We start from the raw sequence: 20,528 nt of genomic DNA on the forward strand, positions 1-20,528 counted from the left end.
TCGGAAGGAACGAGGGGTTATTCTATGAAACAATATCATCTGGGGATCGAGGCAACACTTGAAATCATCGGCGGAAAGTGGAAAGCGCTGATCATCTGCTTATTGATCTCCGGTGCAAAACGAACAAGCGAATTACAGCGCCACATTCACGGCATTTCACAAAAGGTTCTGATCCAGCAGCTCCGGGAGCTTGAGGAGGATGGGCTCGTCAGAAGACATGTATACCAGCAGATGCCGCCAAAAGTCGAATACAGCCTCACGGAATATGGGGTTACCGCCAATAAGATTGTTGACGTGATGTGTACTTGGGGGAAAGAGAATATCAAAAGGAGACAATGCCAAGGAGAAGATATCGTCTTGCTGGAGGATGAGTCCATGGGGGATTTTGAGTAGTTATCTCTCTCCCAATCACAGTCCACCTATCCAATAGGAATGCACTATGAAGAAGCGGCAAGGGATTTTATAATTAGAGCAAGAACCGGCTGATTCATACCGCGGGGCGGCTTATCCTGATGAAAAGCTCTTGCGGGACGGCTGTTATGAACTGCAATAAGAGTCAGGGGGCTGAGCATAGTGAGAATATTGATCGTGGATGATGAGCCCAGGCATCTGCGGGGAATGGTTAACCTGATTCACCGCCTTCGGCCGGAAGACCAGGTTGCCGTGGCAAAGGATGGCTTGGCGGCCATGGAACTGGCGAAATCGCATCGCCCGGAGGCGATATTGACGGATATCCGTATGCCTGGCATGGATGGACTGGAGTTTCTGGAGCGGCTCAAACAAGAGGGCATTAAAGCCAAAGTTGTAATGGTATCCGCTTACAATCTGTTCGAATATGCGCAGACGGCGGTCCGTCACGGCGCTTATGATTACCTGCTGAAGCCGGTGGACGTCCAGAAAATAGAGGATCTATTGAGCCGCATCGACGTTCAGCTCAATGCGGAACGGAAGCAGCGCCGCGAAGCGGAGGCGCTGGAGCGCCGCCTTCAGCTGTCTTCCTGTGCCTACCGCAACCGCCTAATCCTGGCCTGGCTGAACGGAAGTGCGACAGTGCCGGAGCTGGAGGAGCTGAACCGTTATGAATGGCTGCAGGAGAGCGGGGTTGTGGTGTATTCGGAGCTGGAATGCTTCCGGGAAGGCGCTCAACAGCAGGACAGTGACCAGCTCGTAAGCAGGCTTGAGCAGGTCTGGTCTCAATGGGGGGAGACGCTCACGGTTCCGTTAAGCGGAACGCTGGAGGATGGACGCCAGGCAGCCGTTACCTTGGTTGGCCTGAGGCGGCTTGACGGAGAGAAGCGGGAAGAGGCGCGTACCTTCGCCGCCGGCCTGGCGTCCGGTTGGGCGCATACGGGACGCCTTGCCCATGGGATCGGGCCGGAATCCCCTTCCCTGCTTGCAGACGCGCCGCAGGCTTATCTCTTAGCCAGAATGGCTTACAGCTATAATTTTTATAGTTGCTGGAGCGGGCTGGTTTTTTCAGATGAAATCTCTTCCTCTCCCATGGCGCCAAGTCCGGATTGGGGCAGGCTGTACGAAGCCTTGAAGGGGGACGATGCCGCTCTTGTTCTGCGCGTATGCAGCGGAATATTTACACAGCTCGCAGACGGCGGGCATGCCGCTCCGCTGCTTCTGAAGGAGAAGGCGTCGCTTATGCTGCTCCAGATCCGGAGTGACAACCAGGATATTCTGGACAGGAAGGCCGGGCAGATGCTCGCGGATACCGCCACAATGCTTATCCGTTCGTGCAGTTCGTATCAGGAATTAATGGCCCGGCTGGAAAAGGCTCTCCGGGAGGTACAGCTTGCGCTGAGCTTGTCCAGACAGGATAGAGGGGAGATCGTCATCACTGAATGTCTAAGCTGGATACAGGAACATACGAAGGAAGAGGTGACGCTTGAACGCGCTGCGGATTACTTCCATTTCAACCCTTCCTACTTCAGTACGCTGTTCAAGAGCAGGACGGGACGGACCTTCTCTGAGCATGTAACGGCAGTCCGGATGAAGCGGGCCAAGGAGCTGCTTGCGGAGGATAAGCTTAGAATATACGAGATCTCTGTAGAGTGCGGATTTCAGGACCCCAAATATTTCTGCCGCGTATTCAAAAAATATCACAGCATGTCGCCCAAAACCTATAAGCATGTACTCTCGCAAAGGAAACGGGAGGCATGAAGATGACCTTCCGGTACCGGCTGCTGGCCAGTTATATATTTCTGATCGCCATCCCCCTTCTCGTCCTGGGGACCGTGTTCTATCGGACCAGCCTGCGGATTATCACGGAGCAGGCGCAGCGGAATGTGTATGAGATTGTCAAAAAGAACAATGAGGTCATGGATACCAAGCTGCGGATCGTGGACCAGAACAGCATGTCCTTATTTCTGGATAAGGATTTATTCCGCATTTTCAACCAGCTGGACCCCGCCAACGAAGCGGGGCTTTTTGAAGCGGACCGGCAGGTCACGGCAATACTCGGCAAATACTTTTCACAGAATCAGGATATTTATGCCTATCAGCTGTGGACCTCTTACTTCACCTTCGGACAAACCCTGCCCCAAGGCGACCCGACGCAATCGGATATCTATCATATGGCGCGGCAGGCGGGAGGGAAATTGGTATGGGTTCCAACCTACGATTTCGTATCCATGTTCCATCAGCCCTATCTCCAGAGCGGAAATCTGGAGTTCCGTTATCTGTTCTCCGCTACACGCGTGCTTGATTTCACGTATCTGGGCAATACGAGGCTGGAAAAGATGGATGCCCGGGTGGAGCGGCCTGTACTTGCCATCAGCTTCAAATCCGAGGTGCTGAAATCCTTGTACGCGGACAGCATTTCGGGAAGCTCGCGTTATATGGTGCTTGATCCGTACGATAAGGTCGTGGCCAGCAGTGAGCCGGGGGCTGTAGCGCATACTTATAAGGAGGCATGGCTCGATAAGCTGAAGCTGGAGGGAAGCGGGGCCCGGCGGATGACTCTGGACGGGGAAGCGGTCATTGTCTGTTTTGACCGCTCGGAGGTTACCGGATGGATGTCCGTGGTCTGGATTCCGGAAGCGGGGCTGCTGAGCAGCTTTGTGCCCGTAATCCGGACTTCCATTACCGTACTGGCGGTTGTGCTCGGCATTGCGGCCTTTATTCTCGCTTTCTTTATCGCCGGCAAAATCACCAAGCCGATCAAGAGGCTGTTAAGCGCGATGAGGTCGGTGGGCGAGGGGGATTTTCAGACCCGGGTGGAGGTTGTGGCCAACGATGAGTTCGGCATCTTGACCAAGCGCTTCAACCGGATGAATGACCGCATTCATCTGCTGGTCACGGAGAATTACGAGATTAAGCTGAAGGAAAAGGAAGCCGAAATTCAGGCGCTTACGATGCAGATGCATCCGCATTTTCTATACAATACCCTGAATGTAATGAACTGGACGGCGATAGAGAACGATCAGCAGGAGCTGAGCAGAATGCTGGTCTGCTTATCCAACATGCTGCACTACACCTCCAGAAAGACCTGGGATGCGGTCCATCTGTCTGAAGAAATGAACTGGATGGATAACTATTTCTATATCATGTCGATCCGTTTCGAGGACAAGTTCATGGTAGAGTATGATATCGATCCGCAGCTCTATGAATATGATGTGCCAAGGCTTTTGTTCCAGCCATTTGTAGAGAATGCGATTCTGCACGGCTTCAACCAGACGGAATCGGGCGGCATTATCACCATTCGCGGCTGGATGATGCAGGGAACCCGGTTTTACGAGGTAGCCGATAACGGATGCGGCATGAGCCAGGAGACGGTTCATGCGATTGTGTACCAGAAATCCTCTTCCGTGGGTATTAAGAATACTATTGACCGCATTCAGATCACTTATGGCACGCCATACGGCGTTTCCATTATTTCCGCTCCGGGACAAGGGACGAGGGTTGTGATTACACTGCCGGTATAAGCTAATCTTAATCCACCATTCCAAAGAGATTAGGGTTATGTAAGCGCTATCTATTATTTTATAATAAAGCCATCATAGACTGCAGCTATGAACCGTTGAATGTTGAAATCGAGAGGGGCTCGGAAGATGTTGCGACAAAGAAAATCGATCTTCACTGTAATGGCACTGGTTCTGATGCTTGCCGCTGTGTTGTCTGCATGCTCGAAATCCGGTTCAGAAAGCTCCGATGCTTCAGCGCCTCCCGGGAATTCCGGGTCCAAGGAGAAGATTACCTTGCGGATGACGGTCTGGGGCTCGCCCGAAGAAGTGGCTCCATACAAAAAGGCCATCCAGAGATTCGAGGACAAATTTCCCAATATCAAGGTGGAGCTTCAGCATATTGCCGCTGATTATGATACCAAGCTTACAACCATGGTAGCCGGAAATGATGTTCCGGATGTCGCCATGATGGAATCCGGCACCATCGCTTTTCCTCTGGCAGAACAGGGGAAGTTCTATAATCTCCAGGAATTTCTCGACAAAGATTCCGATATCAGCCCCGATACTCTGGTTCCTAATATTATCTATTCTCTGGAGCCGGGAAATGTAATCGGCATTGGTCCGGGACCCGAGTCCTTCGGTCTGTTCTACAATGAGGATATCTTTAAGGAAGCCGGAATTGCACCTCCCCCGTCGAATGTAGCCGATGCCTGGACCTGGGATGAATTCGTCGAGACCGCCAAGAAGCTGACTGTGGACACCAACGGCAAAACAGCGGCTGATCCCGGTTTCGATCCCCGCAAAATCAAACAGTACGGGGTGAATGCCTCCACCTGGTGGGGAGTGTACAGCAACTTTATCTATTCCAACGGCGGAGACTTTATCTCGGCGGATGGAAAGTCGTTCGGACTCAACCAGCCGGAGGCTGTAGAGGCCATTCAGAAAATATCAGATCTGATGAACGTGTATCATGTATCGCCTTCCCCCGTGCAGTCGAAGAATATCCCGGCTACAAATGTAGCTCTCCAGACCAAAAAGGTGGCGATGACCGTCGACGGGCAATGGGCGAGCGCAGGACTGGCCCAATCCAAGTTCAATTTCAATGTCGGAGTTATGCCTGTTCTGAAAGAGCCGGTGACTACCGTGGTCTGCGCGATGTTTTCGATCTTCAAGTCTACTGAGCATCCCCAGGAAGCCTGGGAACTCATGAAAGCGCTTGTTGACCCGGAAGCTTCGATTGATATGATTACAGCCGGAACCTGGATGCCTTCGCTTAAGGATTGGTACACGGACCCCGCGCTGCTGGCAAAGTGGACAGAAAATCTGGAGGCAAGACCCTCCGGCTATAAAGAGGCGATCGTGGATGTGATTCTGACGAAAGGGCATCAGACGCCGACAGGCTATGTGAAGAATTTCAATAATATTATGGATATCGTCAATCCTGCCTTGGATAAGGTGTGGCTCGGCCAGCAATCGGCCCAGGAAGCGATGGATTCCATTGCGGCAAAAGTGCAGGCGCAAATCAAGGGACGCCGCGATATCAAGGAATAACCTGGAGGTAGGTATGCGAAAGGGAATGTTCTATGGGCTGTTGTTCACCGCGCCCGCCATACTCGGATTTGCCGTCTTTACGCTGGGTCCCATGATCGCCAGCCTGGTGCTCAGCCTGACCGACTACAATGTATTCAAAGAGCAGACCTCTTTTATCGGCTTGGATCATTATATACGGCTGTTCTCCGGCGGGGATGAGCTGTTCTATCAATCGCTGGGCGCAACCTTCTATTTCGTTGTGCTGCGTGTGCCTGCCGTGATCATCCTTTCCTTCGCCATCGCACTGCTGCTGAATCTCAATGTGAAGGGCAGGGCGATATTCCGCACGATTATCTATCTCCCGAGCATCGTGCCGGCTGTGGCCTCGGCCATGATCTGGATGTGGCTGCTCAATCCTGATCTCGGTCTGATTAATTCGCTGTTAAGCCGGCTGCATCTGCCGACCAGCGGCTGGCTGTATTCGGAAGAAAGCGTCATCCCGTCGGTCGTTCTCACCACATTGTGGGGTATCGGAAGCACGGTGATTATTTTTCTCGCGGGGCTTTCCGGCATCCCCCGGCAATATTATGAAGCGATTGAGGTCGACGGAGGCGGCTGGCTCCACAGGCTGCGCCACGTGACGATTCCGATGGTGACCCCCACGATCTTTTTCAATACGATCATGACTATTATCGGCTCCTTCCAGGTCTTCAACGAAGCCTATATTTTGACGCAAGGCGGACCGAACAACAAAAGCCTCTTCTACGTATTTTATCTGTGGAGAACAGGCTTCCGGGATGCCGATATGGGTTATGCGTCCGCGCTGGCGTGGATTTTATTTGTGATCATCCTGTTCTTTACCTTTATCGTCTTCAGAACCTCGAAGTCCTGGGTATATTACGAAGGAGGGGAACGTTCTTGAAGCAATCGAAGCTGTCGCTTGCCGCAGGCTACGGAGCGCTTGTATTCATCTCGGGAATGTTCATCATTCCGTTTGTATGGCTGATCCGCAGCTCACTGATGAATTTATCGCAGATTTTCACCATGCCTCCGGAATGGATTCCCGCCCCGTTTCAATGGAGCAACTTTCAGAGGGCGCTTACGGCGCTGCCGTTTGACACCTTCTTCAAGAATACGCTTATTATTGTGGTCACGGTGCTTGCGGGGACTGTCATTACGAGCACGATTGGAGCCTTTGGATTTTCCCGGATTCAGTGGAAGGGCAGGGATACGGTATTCGCCATTCTGATGACCAGCATGATGCTGCCGGCGGCGGTAACGATGATACCGAGCTTTCTCGGCTGGCAGGCGCTGGGCTTCTATGATACGTTGTATCCGCTGATTATTCCCGCTTACTTCGGCGGAGGAATCTTCAATATTTTCCTGCTGCGGCAGTTCTATTTGACGATTCCGCGTGATTTTGATGAGGCGGCCTTTGTGGACGGGGCCAGTTATTGGCAAATCTATACACGCATCATCTTCCCCTTAAGCCGTTCTGCGGTGATCGTAGTCGCTTTATTCAGCTTCCTGGCCTCCTGGAACGATTTCATGGGACCGCTGATTTATTTGAAGAGCGACAGCCTCTTCACCCTTGCCCTGGGCCTGCAAATGTTTCAGGGTTCCTACACTGCACAGTGGGATCTGCTGATGGCGGCTTCGGCCACGGTTGTCCTGCCTTGTGTCATTGTGTTTCTGGCCGGCCAGCGCTACTTTCTGGAAGGCATAACCTTAACGGGATTAAAAGGATAAAGGAGGATGTCCGTTGAAAGAAGAGCGTCTGCTGAAAGGGATAACAAACCCTGTTATACCCGGGTGGTATGCGGACCCGGAGGCAAGAACCTATGAGGGCAGGCACTGGATTTATGCCACCAGGTCTTATACGGAATATACGCAGCAGATGAATCTGGATGCTTTCAGTTCTGTGGACCTGATCCATTGGAACAAACACGACAGCATTATTGGGATGAAGGATTTTCCCTGGATCTGGAGAGCGGTGTGGGCGCCTACCCAGATTGAGCACCAGGGCAGGCATTACCTTGTGTTTGCCTCCAACGATATCCAGAAGGACGGGGAAGCCGGCGGACTGGAGATTGCCGTTGCGGATTCCCCGGAAGGCCCATACAGGGGCTATCTCGGCAAGCCGCTGGTTGATCGTTTCATTTACGGTGCCCAGCCGATCGACGCCCATTTATTCAAGGATGATGACGGCGCCGTCTATCTGTATTACGGGGGCTGGGGACACTGCAACGTGGCCCGGATGAATGAGGAGATGACCGGTTTTATTCCTTTTTCCGATGGGCAGGCTGTCCGTTCCATTACGCCTCCGGGCTATGTGGAGGGGCCGTGCATGATTAAGAAGGACGGCCTCTATTATCTGATGTGGTCCATGGGCGGATGGACCAATGGCACCTATCGTGTGGCCTACGGCGTCAGCGGCAGTCCGCTGGGGCCATTCGCCAACGAGGGTACCATTCTGGAAAGGCAGGAGCCTGTGGCGGAGGGGCCCGGCCATCACGGATATTTGTATCTGCCCGATGAGGATGAATGGCTGATTGTCTATCACCGGAGAATCATCGGGGACAAGGAGCCGGGCAACCGCATGCTATGCATCGACAGGATGGAATTTGAGGCCGGCAGGATTAAGCCGGTAATCATGACCGACAGCTGGTAGGCGCTCGAATTGGTAGCGAACTGCTGCAGCGCCGCGGGCCGGCAGGGCTGGAAACAACGGCAGAAATGCCGTTGTTGGAGCGCGGCAGGCCGGTAGGGCCAGAAACAACGGCAGAAACGCCGTTGTTGGAGCGCCGCGGGCCGGCAGGCCTGGAAACAACGTCAGAAATGCCGTTGTTGGAGCGCCGGAGGCCGGTTGGCCTGGAAACAACGGCAATAATGCCGTTGTTGGAGCGCCGCGGGCCGGCAGGCCTGGAAACAACGGCAATAATGCCGTTGTTGGAGCGCCACAGGCCCGGCAGGCCAGAAACAACGTCAGAAATGCCGTTGTTGGAGCGCGGCGGGCCGGCAGGGCTGGAAACAACGGCAATAATGCCGTTGTTGGAGCGCGGCGGGCCGGCAGGGCTGGAAACAACGGCAATAATGCCGTTGTTGGAGCGCCACAGGCCGGCAGGGCTGGAAACAACGGCAATAACGCCGTTGTTGGAGCGCGGCAGGCCGGATGGCCAGGAAACAACGGCAATAATGCCGTTGTGGGAGCGCGGCAGGCCGGTCGGCCTGGAAACAACGTCAGAAATGCCGTTGTTGAAGCGCCGCAGGCCGGTTGGCCTGGAAACAACGTCAGAAATGCCGTTGTTGGAGCGCCGCGGGCCGGCAGGCCTGGAAACAACGTCAGAAATGCCGTTGTTGGAGCGCGGCGGGCCGGCAGGGCTGGAAACAACGGCAATAATGCCGTTGTTGGACCGCGGCAGGCCGGTCGGCCTGGAAACAACGGCAGAAATGCCGTTGTTGGAGCGCCGCGGGCCGGCAGGGCTGGAAACAACGGCAATAATGCCGTTGTTGGAGCGCCACAGGCCGGCAGGGCTGGAAACAACGGCAATAACGCCGTTGTTGGAGCGCGGCAGGCCGGTTGCCCTTATCTTGGAAACTATAAAGTTGGGGAACCAGTCGGCCTAGATGTCCTAATTCCAACTAGCGTGTACTCACTGGCTTCTTCACAAACGCTAGTTGGAAAAAGGGAACTTATTTTTCCCAAAAATCAACAATTGTGAGATTGAAGGTGGAAAAAGGGAACTTAATTGGGCCATATTCCCTCGTCAGGAGCGAAAAGAGCTGAATTAGTTAACCTTTTTCCACTTCACCTGTGGAGAATAGGGTGTACGAGCAAATTAGTTACCCTTTTTCCACTTGGAGTTGCCGAAGGATTCGTAAAGGGGTTCTCCAGGCAACGCTAAACTGAACTCCAAACGGCTACATTATCTAGTCAAGGACGGCGTAGCTGTTTTGTTCAAATATAAGAAATCTATATGTTTCACGCTATATATCATCCTCCTATTTCTCGCTGAAACACCCCGTCCTTTACAAGGACGGCGTAGCCGTTTCCACTTGCGCTGTAATCACACGAGGATCTGATCCGCTCAAATTGACCAAAGACGAACTCATCCCCGCAAGGTTAGCCGATAAGGCGGCGGCCCCCTTCACACCCACCCCGTAAACTCCAATATCGACGCCTTCGCCGGTTGCGCTTCAGCTTGTGCGCCTTTCCGCCATTGTTTGGGGGACTCTCCCATAAGCCTGGAGAAGCAGCGGTTGAAGCTGGAGATGGAGTGAAAGCCGACTTGCCCGGAGATCGAAAGAATGGAATCATCGGTGCTTTTTAACTGTTTGCAGGCCTGTTCGATTCGGGTTCTGCTCAGGAATTCCAGGGGGGCGGCACCCATGATTTCATGGAATTTTCTGCGGAAATGGGTTGTGCTTAAGTGGCATAGCCCGGCTAGGGAATCGATGGTGATGGAGGTCATGTAGTTTTTCGTAATATACTCGAGCGCCGGAGAAATGACAAAATCACCCCTCAGACTATGCTCTGCCTCGTGTTCTGCCAGCATTTCATTCGTGGAATGAATTCTAAGGAGCTCTATATAAAGGGATAACAATAAGCCGTAGGCGTTTTCCTGGTAGTAGGGCTTCTGCTGCTTCAGTTCCTCTACGACCGACGTGGCAAGGGTATACACCTTGGGATACTGCTCCTTGTTCAATATACAGTTCTTTCCCGTCACCGCCCACAAATCCGGCTCGAAGCTGCTGAACACGCTTTTGAAGGAATGCTGAAAGAGCTCCTCCGGCGAAAAAAAGAGATAGGACCACAGGCTGGCGGTATCCGGTGAACTGTATGTCGTATGGGGGAGATACCTGGGGATAAAGGTTACGTCACCGGCTGTAAAAGGTACCGGTTCTCCTTGGAACTCCATGATGCCGCTGTCGGAATAGCAGATGCCAATCTCCAAATGGTTATGGAAATGGAGATGTTCGCTTCGGGTATCGGAAATCTTCCAGCGTTCCCCGCTTAACAGCAAGACGGGAAAATCGATGGGCAAGCTATAGTGGCGGTATTCAATTACCGGCTTCTTTTTTCTGGGCATATCCGGGTACTCCTGCTCTCATGGCGTTAATTTAGTAATTATGAATAAATGATTGAAATTGCGCAGTTTTGCTGTGAATGTGCTTAGATGTAGACCATTATACTGCTTACAATAGAATACATAAAGCGTTTACAGGCTTGCGGACGGCTCTCAAGCGCCTTTGGGGGGCGTGTGTATCCGGGAGGAGAATTTAGATGCTTCAATTGAAGGTTGACAGGGAAGAAATCCTAAGCGTTATCGACAGAGTTACCAGAAAAACACTGGCGATGGATTTAACCTGGGAATGGCCTTGCGGGGTGGCTTATTATGGGGTGTCCAGGGCCTACCAGACCACAGGGAATAAAGAGTATCTGGATAGGCTTGTCCAGTGGGCGGATGAATATACCGAACTGGGCCTGCCGGACTGGACGGTCAACACTTGTGCCATGGGCCACATGCTGATCACATTATATGAAGAAACAGGGAACCAGAAATATTGGGATATTGTGATGAGCAAGGTGGATTATCTCCGGAATGATGCGCTCAGGTTCGGGGACAATGTGCTGCAGCATACGGTGTCTGTGTCCAATGATTTTCCGGAGCAGGCTTGGGCGGATACGTTGTTTATGGCGGCATTTTTTCTGCTCCGCGCAGGAAGCAAACTCAACGATCAGGACATAATCCAGGATGCCCTCAATCAGTATTACTGGCATATCAAATACCTGCAGGACCCTGGCAGCGGATTCTGGTTCCATGGTTACAATCATGTGCAGCAGGATCATATGTCCGGATTATTCTGGGGGAGGGCGAATGCCTGGGGCGCCTATACGATGTCGCAGGTCAAACCGCTTTTGAAGGACTGGTATTTGTACCCGCAGTGTATGGATGTGGAGTGTTCACTCCGGGATCAGCTGGCGGCACTGAAGCTTGTTCAGACGGAGAACGGCTTGTGGCGGACGGTGGTGAATGACGAGGAATCCTATGAGGAAGTATCTGCCTCCTGCGGGATTGCGGCGGCTATGATCAACAACGGCAATCCGCTGCATACCAAATATGTGCAAAAGGCGCTGAAAGGCATCCTGCAAAATATCAGCGAAGACGGGCGGGTACTTGGTGTATCGGGCGGCACAGCCGTGATGAAGGACCGGGAAGGGTACCGCAATATCCCCAGAGACTGGATTCAGGGCTGGGGCCAGGGTCTGGCACTGGCTTTTCTGTCCGACATGCTTAAGAATGAATAGAGTAAGTCATAGATTAAGTAATACTAAGGGTAACTTAGAAGACGGTTGGATAAACGGCTTCACGGTTGCCCTTGTTTTTGCTGCTCAAATATCTCCCGGGATACTGAAAAGCTCCCATAAAGGTGTTATTTGTAGTTCAAAGATAGATGTATAATATAGGAAGTATAATTTTGTTTGGCGGAGGTCTGATGGATGACGGAAGAAACCACAAGGTTAAGCAAAGAAATCAGGAACATGATTGATATTGTTTATGCAGGTACAAATAATGCTTTGGCTGTTGCCGATCAGTTAACATTTTTTTGGAGTGTCTTTTTACTAGCATCTGATAGTCCAATAACGTTGAGGTATCCTTACAAAATGCGGACCTCTTATACTTGGGGGGAACTGGTTGATGCCGAGGATGACGCTTATGAAGTTATTCAGATTAAAGTGTTGCCAGAGCTGATGAAGGGCCACCACTATCTGCCGAAGAGAATGGCGAGTGGAGGGCTTAAGTTGACTGTTACAGAAACACAATGTTATTCACTTATAACGATTATAGATTCAATATATAAAAAATTGGACGGAGTGCCTGCATTTCGAACAAGTCTACTTGCACTATACGATTACATGCTGGATATTCTATTAAAAGGATCAATCGAAGGGGAAGACGAGTGGATGAGCGGAGAATCGGTTGATTTTATTGTATCGCTTGTTGGTTCACATCTTCGAGTAGAAGGGAGGGGGAATTCGATCCACATTCATGACGCTCACTGCCGATCAGGACAATTGCTTACAGCCAGTTATAGAGAGCTTCCGTTTATTGATCCACGAAAATCGCTTATCTCCGGACGTTCTTTATCTCCAATTATGACTCGTATTTCTACTTTCCGCTTCCTTTTGTCGGGTATTCATCGATTTAGTGTGTTGAACAGGGACCCGCTAGTCTACCCCTCCCGTTCATTCAGTAAAGCTGCACGAAAGGATATAGCAGATAGAATGGATGTGAATGAGATCGTCTACATTCTTCCCCCGCGCTCAATAACATTTGATTCGAGAGACCTTCCTGATCCCGGGCTTATTGGACAATCAGATTACGCAGGAGTAGAGTTATCCTATTTGCTCTATGGTTTGAATAGCTGTGCACCCGGGGGATGGGCTTTTGCTATGCTCCCTGATGAATTGCTGAAGACCGAAGGGGATTCAATTCTAGAAAAGATAGAAACGATAGCCCAGATCCGTTCCATTGTCCGTCTGCCGAAGGAGTCTAGCAGAATGAACATCGGAAAAAACTCATCTTTGGTGGTTATCATGAAGGAGCCTTTGAGTGTCCGGCAGCAGTTGGATGACATTAGGCGTTACGAGCTGAGTGGATACAGGAAAGATGACATCAAACTTTTTTTTACGGAATATGAGCAGAAGTCGGGTCAGACTAGCGCGTCCAATCTTACTGGTTTTATCGAGGTTAGTAAGCCGAAACAGGTTAAGGCAGAGCTTGAAGAAAAATTATTGGAGAGAATCAGTAAGTTTGAAGGCCAATTGTCAAATCTAAAAGATCCATTATCAATTGAACAAAAGCTATTTAGCTGGCAGACCGATCTCTATGACCTCGGAAGCAAACAGGGAATCGCCCTCGCGTGGCAGCATCTCATTCATGATAACAGAATTAACACGGTACTCTCTAAAGAGGGGGAGGTAGTCTATGAGTTAAACCAAGCTGGTGAAAAGAGGGATGGATATGTTTCAAGTGAATTGAGCGGGATTTTATCTCCACAGCAATGGCAGTTATATATTGCTATTAGCCTTTCAGAATCTCCCATTGCTATTCATAAAGCAAGGCAAAGACTTTCTATGGAGGATCGGAGTGTTTTTACCATCCAGCAAGCCGTTGAGACAGTTCAAATGCTTGCCCGGATGGGAATGGTTGAGTGCATATACGAATCAGTCAATAGGGGTGCTGCATCCCCTGCCGATAATGAATGGATTGATCTCTGGATGAAAGTGCCGGAAGGAGGACGACAATGGAAATTCACAGCCTCTCGTTAGAAAACTATAAACATTTCCAGACATTCAATGGAGCATTTGGTCAAAACGACGAAGAACTGAGTAAGTTGTCGATCAAGTTTCTGGTCGGCAATAACGGCTCGGGCAAAACCTCCGTTCTGCAGGCCATTGGTTTGATTTTCACCAGAGCAATGAATGATGAATCTCCCGGATTTGTGTATGAGCTTGTGTACAGTATCATATCCGGTCATAAACGTGTCTATGTATTGCTCTCGAATAATTCCCAGAGGTATTCATTAACCGAGCGTCTGTATATTCAGATGGCTGAAAGTTTGGAGGGAATTAAAAATGGCCCTGTAGTTCGGGAACGGTACAGCGAACAAGTGAACCTGCATCCCCGCAGAATTATTAGCTTTGCTTCCGGACCAAATAATTCATTTGAAGATGTGTTGGTAAATTCGCCGCTGGGTGCAATAAACAGTGATATATATGATGAACTAAAGCGGGAGGGGCGTAATTCGGGTAAGCTGGAATATCTCCAACAACTGCAGCGGAGGTTATTATATGAACCAAATTGTATTAACCTCAACGGGGAAAATGCGGCTTTCATTCTAGCAGCTATAGTATTGGCAGAACCTGTTGGCGTTGAAATGGAAGGCTATCGCACAAAAAAAAACAGGCTATTTCAAATGGTGAGAAACATTCGAGCTGAGTTGATCTCGTTTGAACTCGATGAAGTGAAGTGCCGACAACTTGAGGCTTCTCCGTTTAATAAAATGAGGTACGAAAGTCTGTTAGTAAACTTCCTTCAGCGAGGCGCACGCCGGATAAAAGTCGTTCATTCACTGGATGGTACTATGCCCAAAGCCATTCGGATTCTCACAATACCCGCAGGGGATATTCTGTCTTCTAACCCGATGGAGTTTCTTACTATGCTGGTGACAGCCCAAAGATTTGGATACTTGCTAAACGTAAACCTATTCTATAAAAATGAGGATTCGGAACATCTGCTGGATCATAATAGTCTGAGCGACGGCGAGTTCTTCTGGTTGTCACGAATGGCGCTTATTATCTTATCCCAGCAGGAGTACGACGAGAATACCTTATTTTTGTTCGATGAGCCTGATGTTTTCTTAAATGAAAACTGGACAATGCAGTTTATAAGCATGCTTCATGATTTTGCCAAGATGGATCTACCTGGGGGCGAATCAAGTGAGCCGCGATATAACCGGCAAGAATATTGGATTGCTACACACTCGACCTTGATATTAACAGACGCATTTCCCGATCAGACTTTTAAGATAGAATTACATAGCGGGGTCCCAGGGGAGTTCCAGGCGATTTCGCTGGACATCCCTACCTTCGGTGCGGATAGAGGAGAGATTAGTGCACTACTATTTATGGATCATGAGCGGATCGGAGAATTTGCTAAACAAGTAATTGATAAAGCGTTAGATGAGCAAAAGCCCTACTCCAATGGCAGGATTCAAAAGATGTTGGACAAAGTGGGGCCGGGCTACGAACGCTTTCGGTTGGAGGAATATTTACATGCACGAAAACAATTACGCAGTGATTAATATTTTGAAGGGAAGAATAAGCGGATGCTTTTTGACCTAGAGAAACCATATATCATTCATAGTGAAATGAAGCTTGCCGGAGAATGTATGGTTGCTTTGATAAAGTATTGCAATACATATGGCATCACGGATGGTCAGTTTGATGAGAAATCCTTTCTAAAATTAAGGCCTCATAAAATGTATAAACATTGCTGTCTGATGAAGCATCCCGGAGCAATGCGCCATCGAATGAAGGAACTGTTCAGTACACTTCCAGTCACTGCTATTCCTTTTTTTATTAGTTGTTTAGAGGAAGATCTTCGTTTCGACTTCAATCATAACCAAGAAAATTATCAGTTCCCAGGCTATTTAAACACTATGTTTCAAGGTGTATTGACTGTGGAGGAGACCCAAAAGGCTACTGACCAATTACCAAAAATATTCGAAAAATTTTACAGTGATTTCTTCGATCACAAGGAGAATCATACCCTGAAAACTAACAGAGAACGTTTTAAAGAAGAGTACATAAAATTGAACACTAGCAAGGAAAATATTTGTCCGGCTTGTCTTGGACAGATGCATATGGGTAAGGCCCAATTAGACCACTACTTTCCTAAAAGTCTTTTTCCCGCTCTTGTGATTCATCCCTTTAATATCGTTCCAATTTGTATGGAATGTAATTCCTCGGTAGGGAAAAAACAAGATAGAGGAAAAGGAAACCGAGTACCAGCTTGGCCTGTGGATGGAGAAGCTATAAATGAACCCGGTTGTCTGAATGGCGTCTTCCTCCCTTATATACGTTCCGGCCAACAGAAATTCAAGTCTCGTATCGACGGCACCCCAGGCAATCGAGTCATAAAGGTAGAGCCGCTGTCAACGGCAGCTTCGGATGAGGCTGAGCGAATTCGACGGCATGTGGACACCTTTAATTTGGAAAAGGCTTGGACGAATCGCATACCGTTTCATTTCAATATGTTAATGCAACGCACGCTTTCGGAGTTCGCCAGAGTTTACACGGATCGTGTCGCAATTGGAGGAACAGTAACTAAAGAGGAGGTAGGCGATTTTCTATGGAACAAGCTGGTTCTGAACACTGAAGATACACTTTACGAGGTAGGATATCAATTTGAATTTGTTAGTTATGTAATTTCAATGGCTACGACTCCGGAGTGCTTTCATCCCTTCTATAAGGAGCTGCTGAAACGAATGGAAATCAGAACTCGAAAAGCCATGCCTACTGTGCCGCATATTTATGATAGCTTTTCAACAACATGCTGATAGCTCAAAGTATACAGCGACTTTTCAGAAGTGTTATATCCTTATAACCTGTTGCCAAATGATAGATTTATTAAAGGGGATAGATTGTGTTGTGGAGAATAAAGCTTGAATAGAGAAGAACAGGTGAAGGAGGGGAATTATGATTTTCAGAAAAGATCCGCTGGATAAAAAGAGCCTGCTTAAAGAATTAGACTCACTGGGATATTCAGACAGGATTAAAAAGATAGCGGTTCTAGGCCGTGATCATAGAGGCTCAACCGAGTATGCCGGGCTGCTGTCTTCCTTATTGGAGGATGGTGCTTATGAAGGACGTCTTGCCTTAACCGGGGCTGAGGTCACAAAGGATGCTAAGGTTGTTTTGTCAGCCCTGCGGCATCCTATGGCAAGTGTCAGAAATACGGCAGCGGGGCTTTTGGCCAAAGTGGCTTCAGATATGGATATTGAACGCGAGCTTCCCCATTTATCACATGATTGCCGCCGAAAGCTGCTGCGCAGTGTGTCTTTTATGAACCGTCAAGAACTGGCGGAGCGGCTGCTGCCTGTGGTATATGCCGGGTGGGGGGCGGAGGAGGCTGCCATTGTACTATCGGCATGTAATAAGGACACGGTCCGTCAGTGGCTTGCAGAGATCGGCTATGCCATCAAAGACTGGAACAAATTAGCCGGCCGGCATCCTGACGCGGTTGCTGAGTATTTCAGGACTACTTTACACACACCGCTTAGGGAAAAAGGTTATGTCTGGTGGAGGTTCTCATCAGCTTTCGAAATTTTATGCCGGACAAAGGCGGAGGTAGTGTTAGAATGTGCAGCGGATCATGGACCCATGGGCATCCTGCATCCTGCGCTGAAGAAACAGCTTAGTACTTTAGTCCGCATCGATCCTGATGCGGTGTACAAGCTGTTGACACGAATGGAGTCGCGAAGCGAACTGATTTCGCAGGGTGTCCCTGATGGGATTTTAAAAAGAAGAGGCGATTTATCCTTAGATCAATGGATGGAATTAGCTAAATTACTTGCAGACCGGCCTATGCATATAGCGAAATTACTGCATAATATTGCGCCTTCCCACCGCAAAGCGGTTTTTGATGCGGTGTATGAAGAAGATAAACGCCAAGCACGCATTTTTCCGGAAAGATTGCTATATGTATTGCCGCATGCATTACGTGACAAGGAAGCCAGCCGGATGCTTGGCCTTCGTGAAATCTATGATGACCGGGAGCGAATGATTAGAATTACGGCTTGCCGTTCTATTCAACATTCAAGAGAGAAGCTTGAACAAGCCGCACATGTATCCAGCGCAGACGAACGCGCAACGGCGCTTATGCAGCTGATCCGGAGTACGGTTCTGTCGAGACAGGGGATGCAGGAAACCTTGGTGTACCTGGGCCGGATCAAAAATGACCAGGACCCTGTCCGGAGCGCAGTCTTTAAAGAGCTTTCGGATAGTCCTGCTTCTGTGTTCACGGATGCCCATGTGCAGGAGCTTACTCTGCTGGTTGATAGTGTTATGGATGCCAGAGATACTTCATATGGTACGAAGTTTTCCGTTCAACAATTGGCATTTGCTATTTTGCGCCACAACGCATTGCATCCCCACGGTGAGCTGTTCAAGTTCTCGTTGAATACGATCCGGAAACTGGCCAAGCAGAACGGACAGCTTGCCCTTCCATCCTTGGAGAAGAATTTACCCCAGGGGGTAGAAGAAATACTTTTCGATGCAATCTATACATTAGCTGCGCAGGCCAGCCGGAGGGAAGACTACAATCTGGTGCTTAGCCTGGCTAACTCATTCGGCAAAAGAGGTTATGGCATCGCTAAACTTCAGAATCTGCTAAAAGAAGCAACGCGGGCGAAAACAGATTCGATAGCCATACAGGCGGCGAGACATTGGCTTGCCCCGCATCCCACTCGGGATGAAAGAGTACGGGAATTACTGGCTCTGGATAAATCGTTCATTACCGTATATGAAGTGTTCCTGCATCTGCACCGGCAACGTCAAGAATGGCTGGACCCATACATTTCGGGTGCTGTGATTAAGGGCAGGTTCTTATCGGGCAAAACCATTTATCTGGTGCCGGCTGCGGACGGGTTCAACAGGTGGCTGCCGCGCCAGCAGCAATCACTAAGTTCATTATTGGGCAAAATTGCATTCGATGACAAACGCAACTTTTCAGAGCGTTCCAGAGTGATTAGGATCATGGGAAATATGCCTGACCTTGGGCCGGATCAGTTACTAGAGCTTATACACGATAAGAAAATAACTGTAGTAGAAGCTGCCCTTCATGCCCTTTCACTTATAGAAGAACCGGAGAAGGCACTTCCCGTTCTGCTGGAGAATCTGGATGGGGACCGGGCACGTGTAGCCATGTACTCCATACCCAGATGCATCCGCAGAGTGAATCCGGTGTTACTGGCTTCAATGCTTAAGGAGCTGCTATACCGGGACAAGCTGAAAGTTACGGTCCGAAAAGAGGCCATCCGGTTACTGGGAGCTTATAGAAGCGGTGACAGCATTCCGTTATTGATGAATGAGTTCGAAAAACCAAATGCCCATAAGGATGTAATTATAGCCATAGGGCATGCAGCGAGACAGCTTCTGGATGATGAACGCGGCTGGAGTATTTTAAGTGCAATGGCTTCTTCAGAGAGGGACATCGCGGTCAGTTTATTATCTCAGCGGCCTAATGATCTTCCGCTGGAATATAGACCGCGTTATTTAGGGTTAATCATTGAAATTGCAGGTCATCCGGATGCGAATGTCGGCAGATTTGCCTTCAGTAGTATGATGCAGTGGACCAATGGAAATGAAGAAGTCATTGCAGCTGCCACTGCTCAGGCGATTACGGACTTGGAAGACAGCAGCAGGTGGAAGTTTGCCATGAACACGCTGATCGAAACATGCCGTGATGGTAAAATCAATGAAGCTGTAATCAGTGTTTGTAAGAAATTGGCTAGTACAGCCATAAGCGAGGAATGGAATGCAGCTGCCACAAGAGATTTGCCTCACCGGCAGCGTCTCATGAAACTGATCAACGAGCTGATCGCTTTGCCCAAAAATTCACGTGTACGCCTTGTACCTTTATATATGGGCCTGATTGACTGTCTGGCCTATGATGAGACTTTACATCAAGTGGTGTTGAAATTGTATATAGCAGCAATAGACTGGAACAATGTGGAGGAATCCGTCGCTTATCTAAACCGGATGGTTAACTGTATTACAAATCAGCCACAGCTGTTAAGCGATGTCTATCAGCAGGTCGTGCATCAATTGAAAGACAGCACAGGGTATTGGAATCCGGAAACCCTGCTGGAAATTGTAGATCTCCTAGGTTCTGAAAAAGGTTACGAATTTCAGTATATTGGGCTTTCTGTGCTTGAGGTTGCCGGAAGTGTTTTATTATGGAGTCCGGAGTGCGCAGACCGTCTGAGGCTGTATAGAAATCACACGAGCATTGCGGTCCGCTCCCTTGCGCTTAACATTTGGACTCATTAACCTGCGATAACTTCATATGCAGGATAGGAAAAGGCTGGCCCTGCTCATCCCGTTCAGACCGGTCAAATACTTGGAATCCCAAATGCTCGTAGAATCCGGTTGCCTGGGGATTTTGTTCATTCACATCAACATAGAGCACGTTCAGTGTCTGTATGGCATAAGTCACCAGTTGTTTTCCTATGCCTCTTCCCCTGACGGCGGGGTTTACGAACAGCATTTCAATCTTAGTATCCTGAACACCTATAAAGCCGAGATAATGATCCTGATCTGTATAGGCCAGCAAGTGGGGGATTTGCCTGATACCTTGAATAACCAAGGGGCTTAATGCTGCAATATTTTGTTCAGAAAGGAATAGATGCGTAGCCCGCACAGCTGTTTCCCAAATATACAGCAGTTGATGCGATACTTCCTTATTTCTATCTGTGATTCTATGTATCGGGTTCATATGTTCTCCCTTAGCCGTTTTC

At 49.4% G+C, this 20,528-nt stretch carries 15 protein-coding genes; 13 read left to right on the forward strand and 2 right to left on the reverse strand.

The window, feature by feature from the left end:
* Window positions 1-24 precede the first annotated feature (24 nt).
* The 8 genes from PGRAT_RS04085 (at window position 25) to PGRAT_RS33850 (ending at window position 9,068) form a co-directional block, all read left to right on the forward strand.
* Window positions 25-393 (forward strand): winged helix-turn-helix transcriptional regulator, encoded by a 369-nt coding sequence (locus tag PGRAT_RS04085; RefSeq protein WP_025708850.1) that lies wholly within the window; start codon window positions 25-27, stop codon window positions 391-393.
* Between the two features lie 180 nt (window positions 394-573).
* A complete protein-coding gene (locus PGRAT_RS04090; protein ID WP_025708848.1) occupies window positions 574-2,169 on the forward strand; it encodes a response regulator in 1,596 nt (531 codons plus the stop codon).
* Window positions 2,166-3,932 carry a sensor histidine kinase gene (locus PGRAT_RS04095; protein WP_025708847.1) on the forward strand — a complete coding sequence of 589 codons (1,767 nt, stop codon included), beginning with the start codon at window positions 2,166-2,168 and terminating at the stop codon, window positions 3,930-3,932. Before PGRAT_RS04090 ends, PGRAT_RS04095 begins: the two co-directional genes overlap by 4 nt.
* A gap of 126 nt (window positions 3,933-4,058) precedes the next feature.
* Window positions 4,059-5,462 carry an ABC transporter substrate-binding protein gene (locus PGRAT_RS04100; RefSeq protein ID WP_051424801.1) on the forward strand — a complete coding sequence of 468 codons (1,404 nt, stop codon included), beginning with the start codon at window positions 4,059-4,061 and terminating at the stop codon, window positions 5,460-5,462.
* Between the two features lie 13 nt (window positions 5,463-5,475).
* Window positions 5,476-6,363: a carbohydrate ABC transporter permease gene (locus PGRAT_RS04105; RefSeq protein WP_036707068.1), complete on the forward strand. Its 888-nt coding sequence runs from the start codon at window positions 5,476-5,478 to the stop codon at window positions 6,361-6,363.
* Between the two features lie 56 nt (window positions 6,364-6,419).
* Window positions 6,420-7,190: a carbohydrate ABC transporter permease gene (locus PGRAT_RS04110; RefSeq protein ID WP_155990552.1), complete on the forward strand. Its 771-nt coding sequence runs from the start codon at window positions 6,420-6,422 to the stop codon at window positions 7,188-7,190.
* A 13-nt stretch (window positions 7,191-7,203) separates the two neighbouring features.
* A complete protein-coding gene (locus PGRAT_RS04115; RefSeq protein WP_025708842.1) occupies window positions 7,204-8,112 on the forward strand; it encodes a glycoside hydrolase family 43 protein in 909 nt (302 codons plus the stop codon).
* A 65-nt stretch (window positions 8,113-8,177) separates the two neighbouring features.
* Window positions 8,178-9,068, forward strand: coding sequence for a hypothetical protein (locus PGRAT_RS33850; protein WP_042266078.1), 891 nt, complete (start codon window positions 8,178-8,180; stop codon window positions 9,066-9,068).
* Window positions 9,069-9,589: 521 nt separating this feature from the next.
* On the opposite strand, the gene PGRAT_RS04125 is transcribed toward PGRAT_RS33850, so the two are convergent.
* Entirely contained in the window at window positions 9,590-10,531 is a 942-nt protein-coding gene (locus PGRAT_RS04125) for an AraC family transcriptional regulator (protein WP_025703763.1), read from the reverse strand.
* A 194-nt stretch (window positions 10,532-10,725) separates the two neighbouring features.
* Between PGRAT_RS04125 and PGRAT_RS04130 the strand changes: the two genes are divergently transcribed.
* The 5 genes from PGRAT_RS04130 (at window position 10,726) to PGRAT_RS04150 (ending at window position 20,061) form a co-directional block, all read left to right on the forward strand.
* The gene (locus PGRAT_RS04130) at window positions 10,726-11,751 is read left to right on the forward strand and encodes a glycoside hydrolase family 88/105 protein (protein ID WP_025703764.1); all 1,026 of its coding nucleotides are present in this window, start codon (window positions 10,726-10,728) and stop codon (window positions 11,749-11,751) included.
* Window positions 11,752-11,943: 192 nt separating this feature from the next.
* Entirely contained in the window at window positions 11,944-13,776 is a 1,833-nt protein-coding gene (locus PGRAT_RS04135) for a hypothetical protein (protein ID WP_025703765.1), read from the forward strand.
* Window positions 13,752-15,311, forward strand: coding sequence for an AAA family ATPase (locus PGRAT_RS04140; protein ID WP_025703766.1), 1,560 nt, complete (start codon window positions 13,752-13,754; stop codon window positions 15,309-15,311). The genes PGRAT_RS04135 and PGRAT_RS04140 overlap by 25 nt, the downstream gene beginning before the upstream one ends.
* 24 nt (window positions 15,312-15,335) lie before the next feature.
* Window positions 15,336-16,568, forward strand: a complete 1,233-nt coding sequence (locus tag PGRAT_RS04145; RefSeq protein WP_025703767.1) for a hypothetical protein — start codon at window positions 15,336-15,338, stop codon at window positions 16,566-16,568.
* A gap of 139 nt (window positions 16,569-16,707) precedes the next feature.
* Window positions 16,708-20,061 carry a HEAT repeat domain-containing protein gene (locus PGRAT_RS04150; protein ID WP_036703223.1) on the forward strand — a complete coding sequence of 1,118 codons (3,354 nt, stop codon included), beginning with the start codon at window positions 16,708-16,710 and terminating at the stop codon, window positions 20,059-20,061.
* Here PGRAT_RS04150 and PGRAT_RS04155 read toward each other — a convergent pair.
* Window positions 20,042-20,506 carry an acetyltransferase gene (locus PGRAT_RS04155; protein WP_025703768.1) on the reverse strand — a complete coding sequence of 155 codons (465 nt, stop codon included), beginning with the start codon at window positions 20,504-20,506 and terminating at the stop codon, window positions 20,042-20,044. The genes PGRAT_RS04150 and PGRAT_RS04155 overlap by 20 nt on opposite strands.
* Window positions 20,507-20,528: the final 22 nt, after the last annotated feature.

It is taken from the genome of Paenibacillus graminis (assembly GCF_000758705.1).
GTDB classification, from domain to species: domain Bacteria; phylum Bacillota; class Bacilli; order Paenibacillales; family Paenibacillaceae; genus Paenibacillus_AQ; species Paenibacillus_AQ graminis.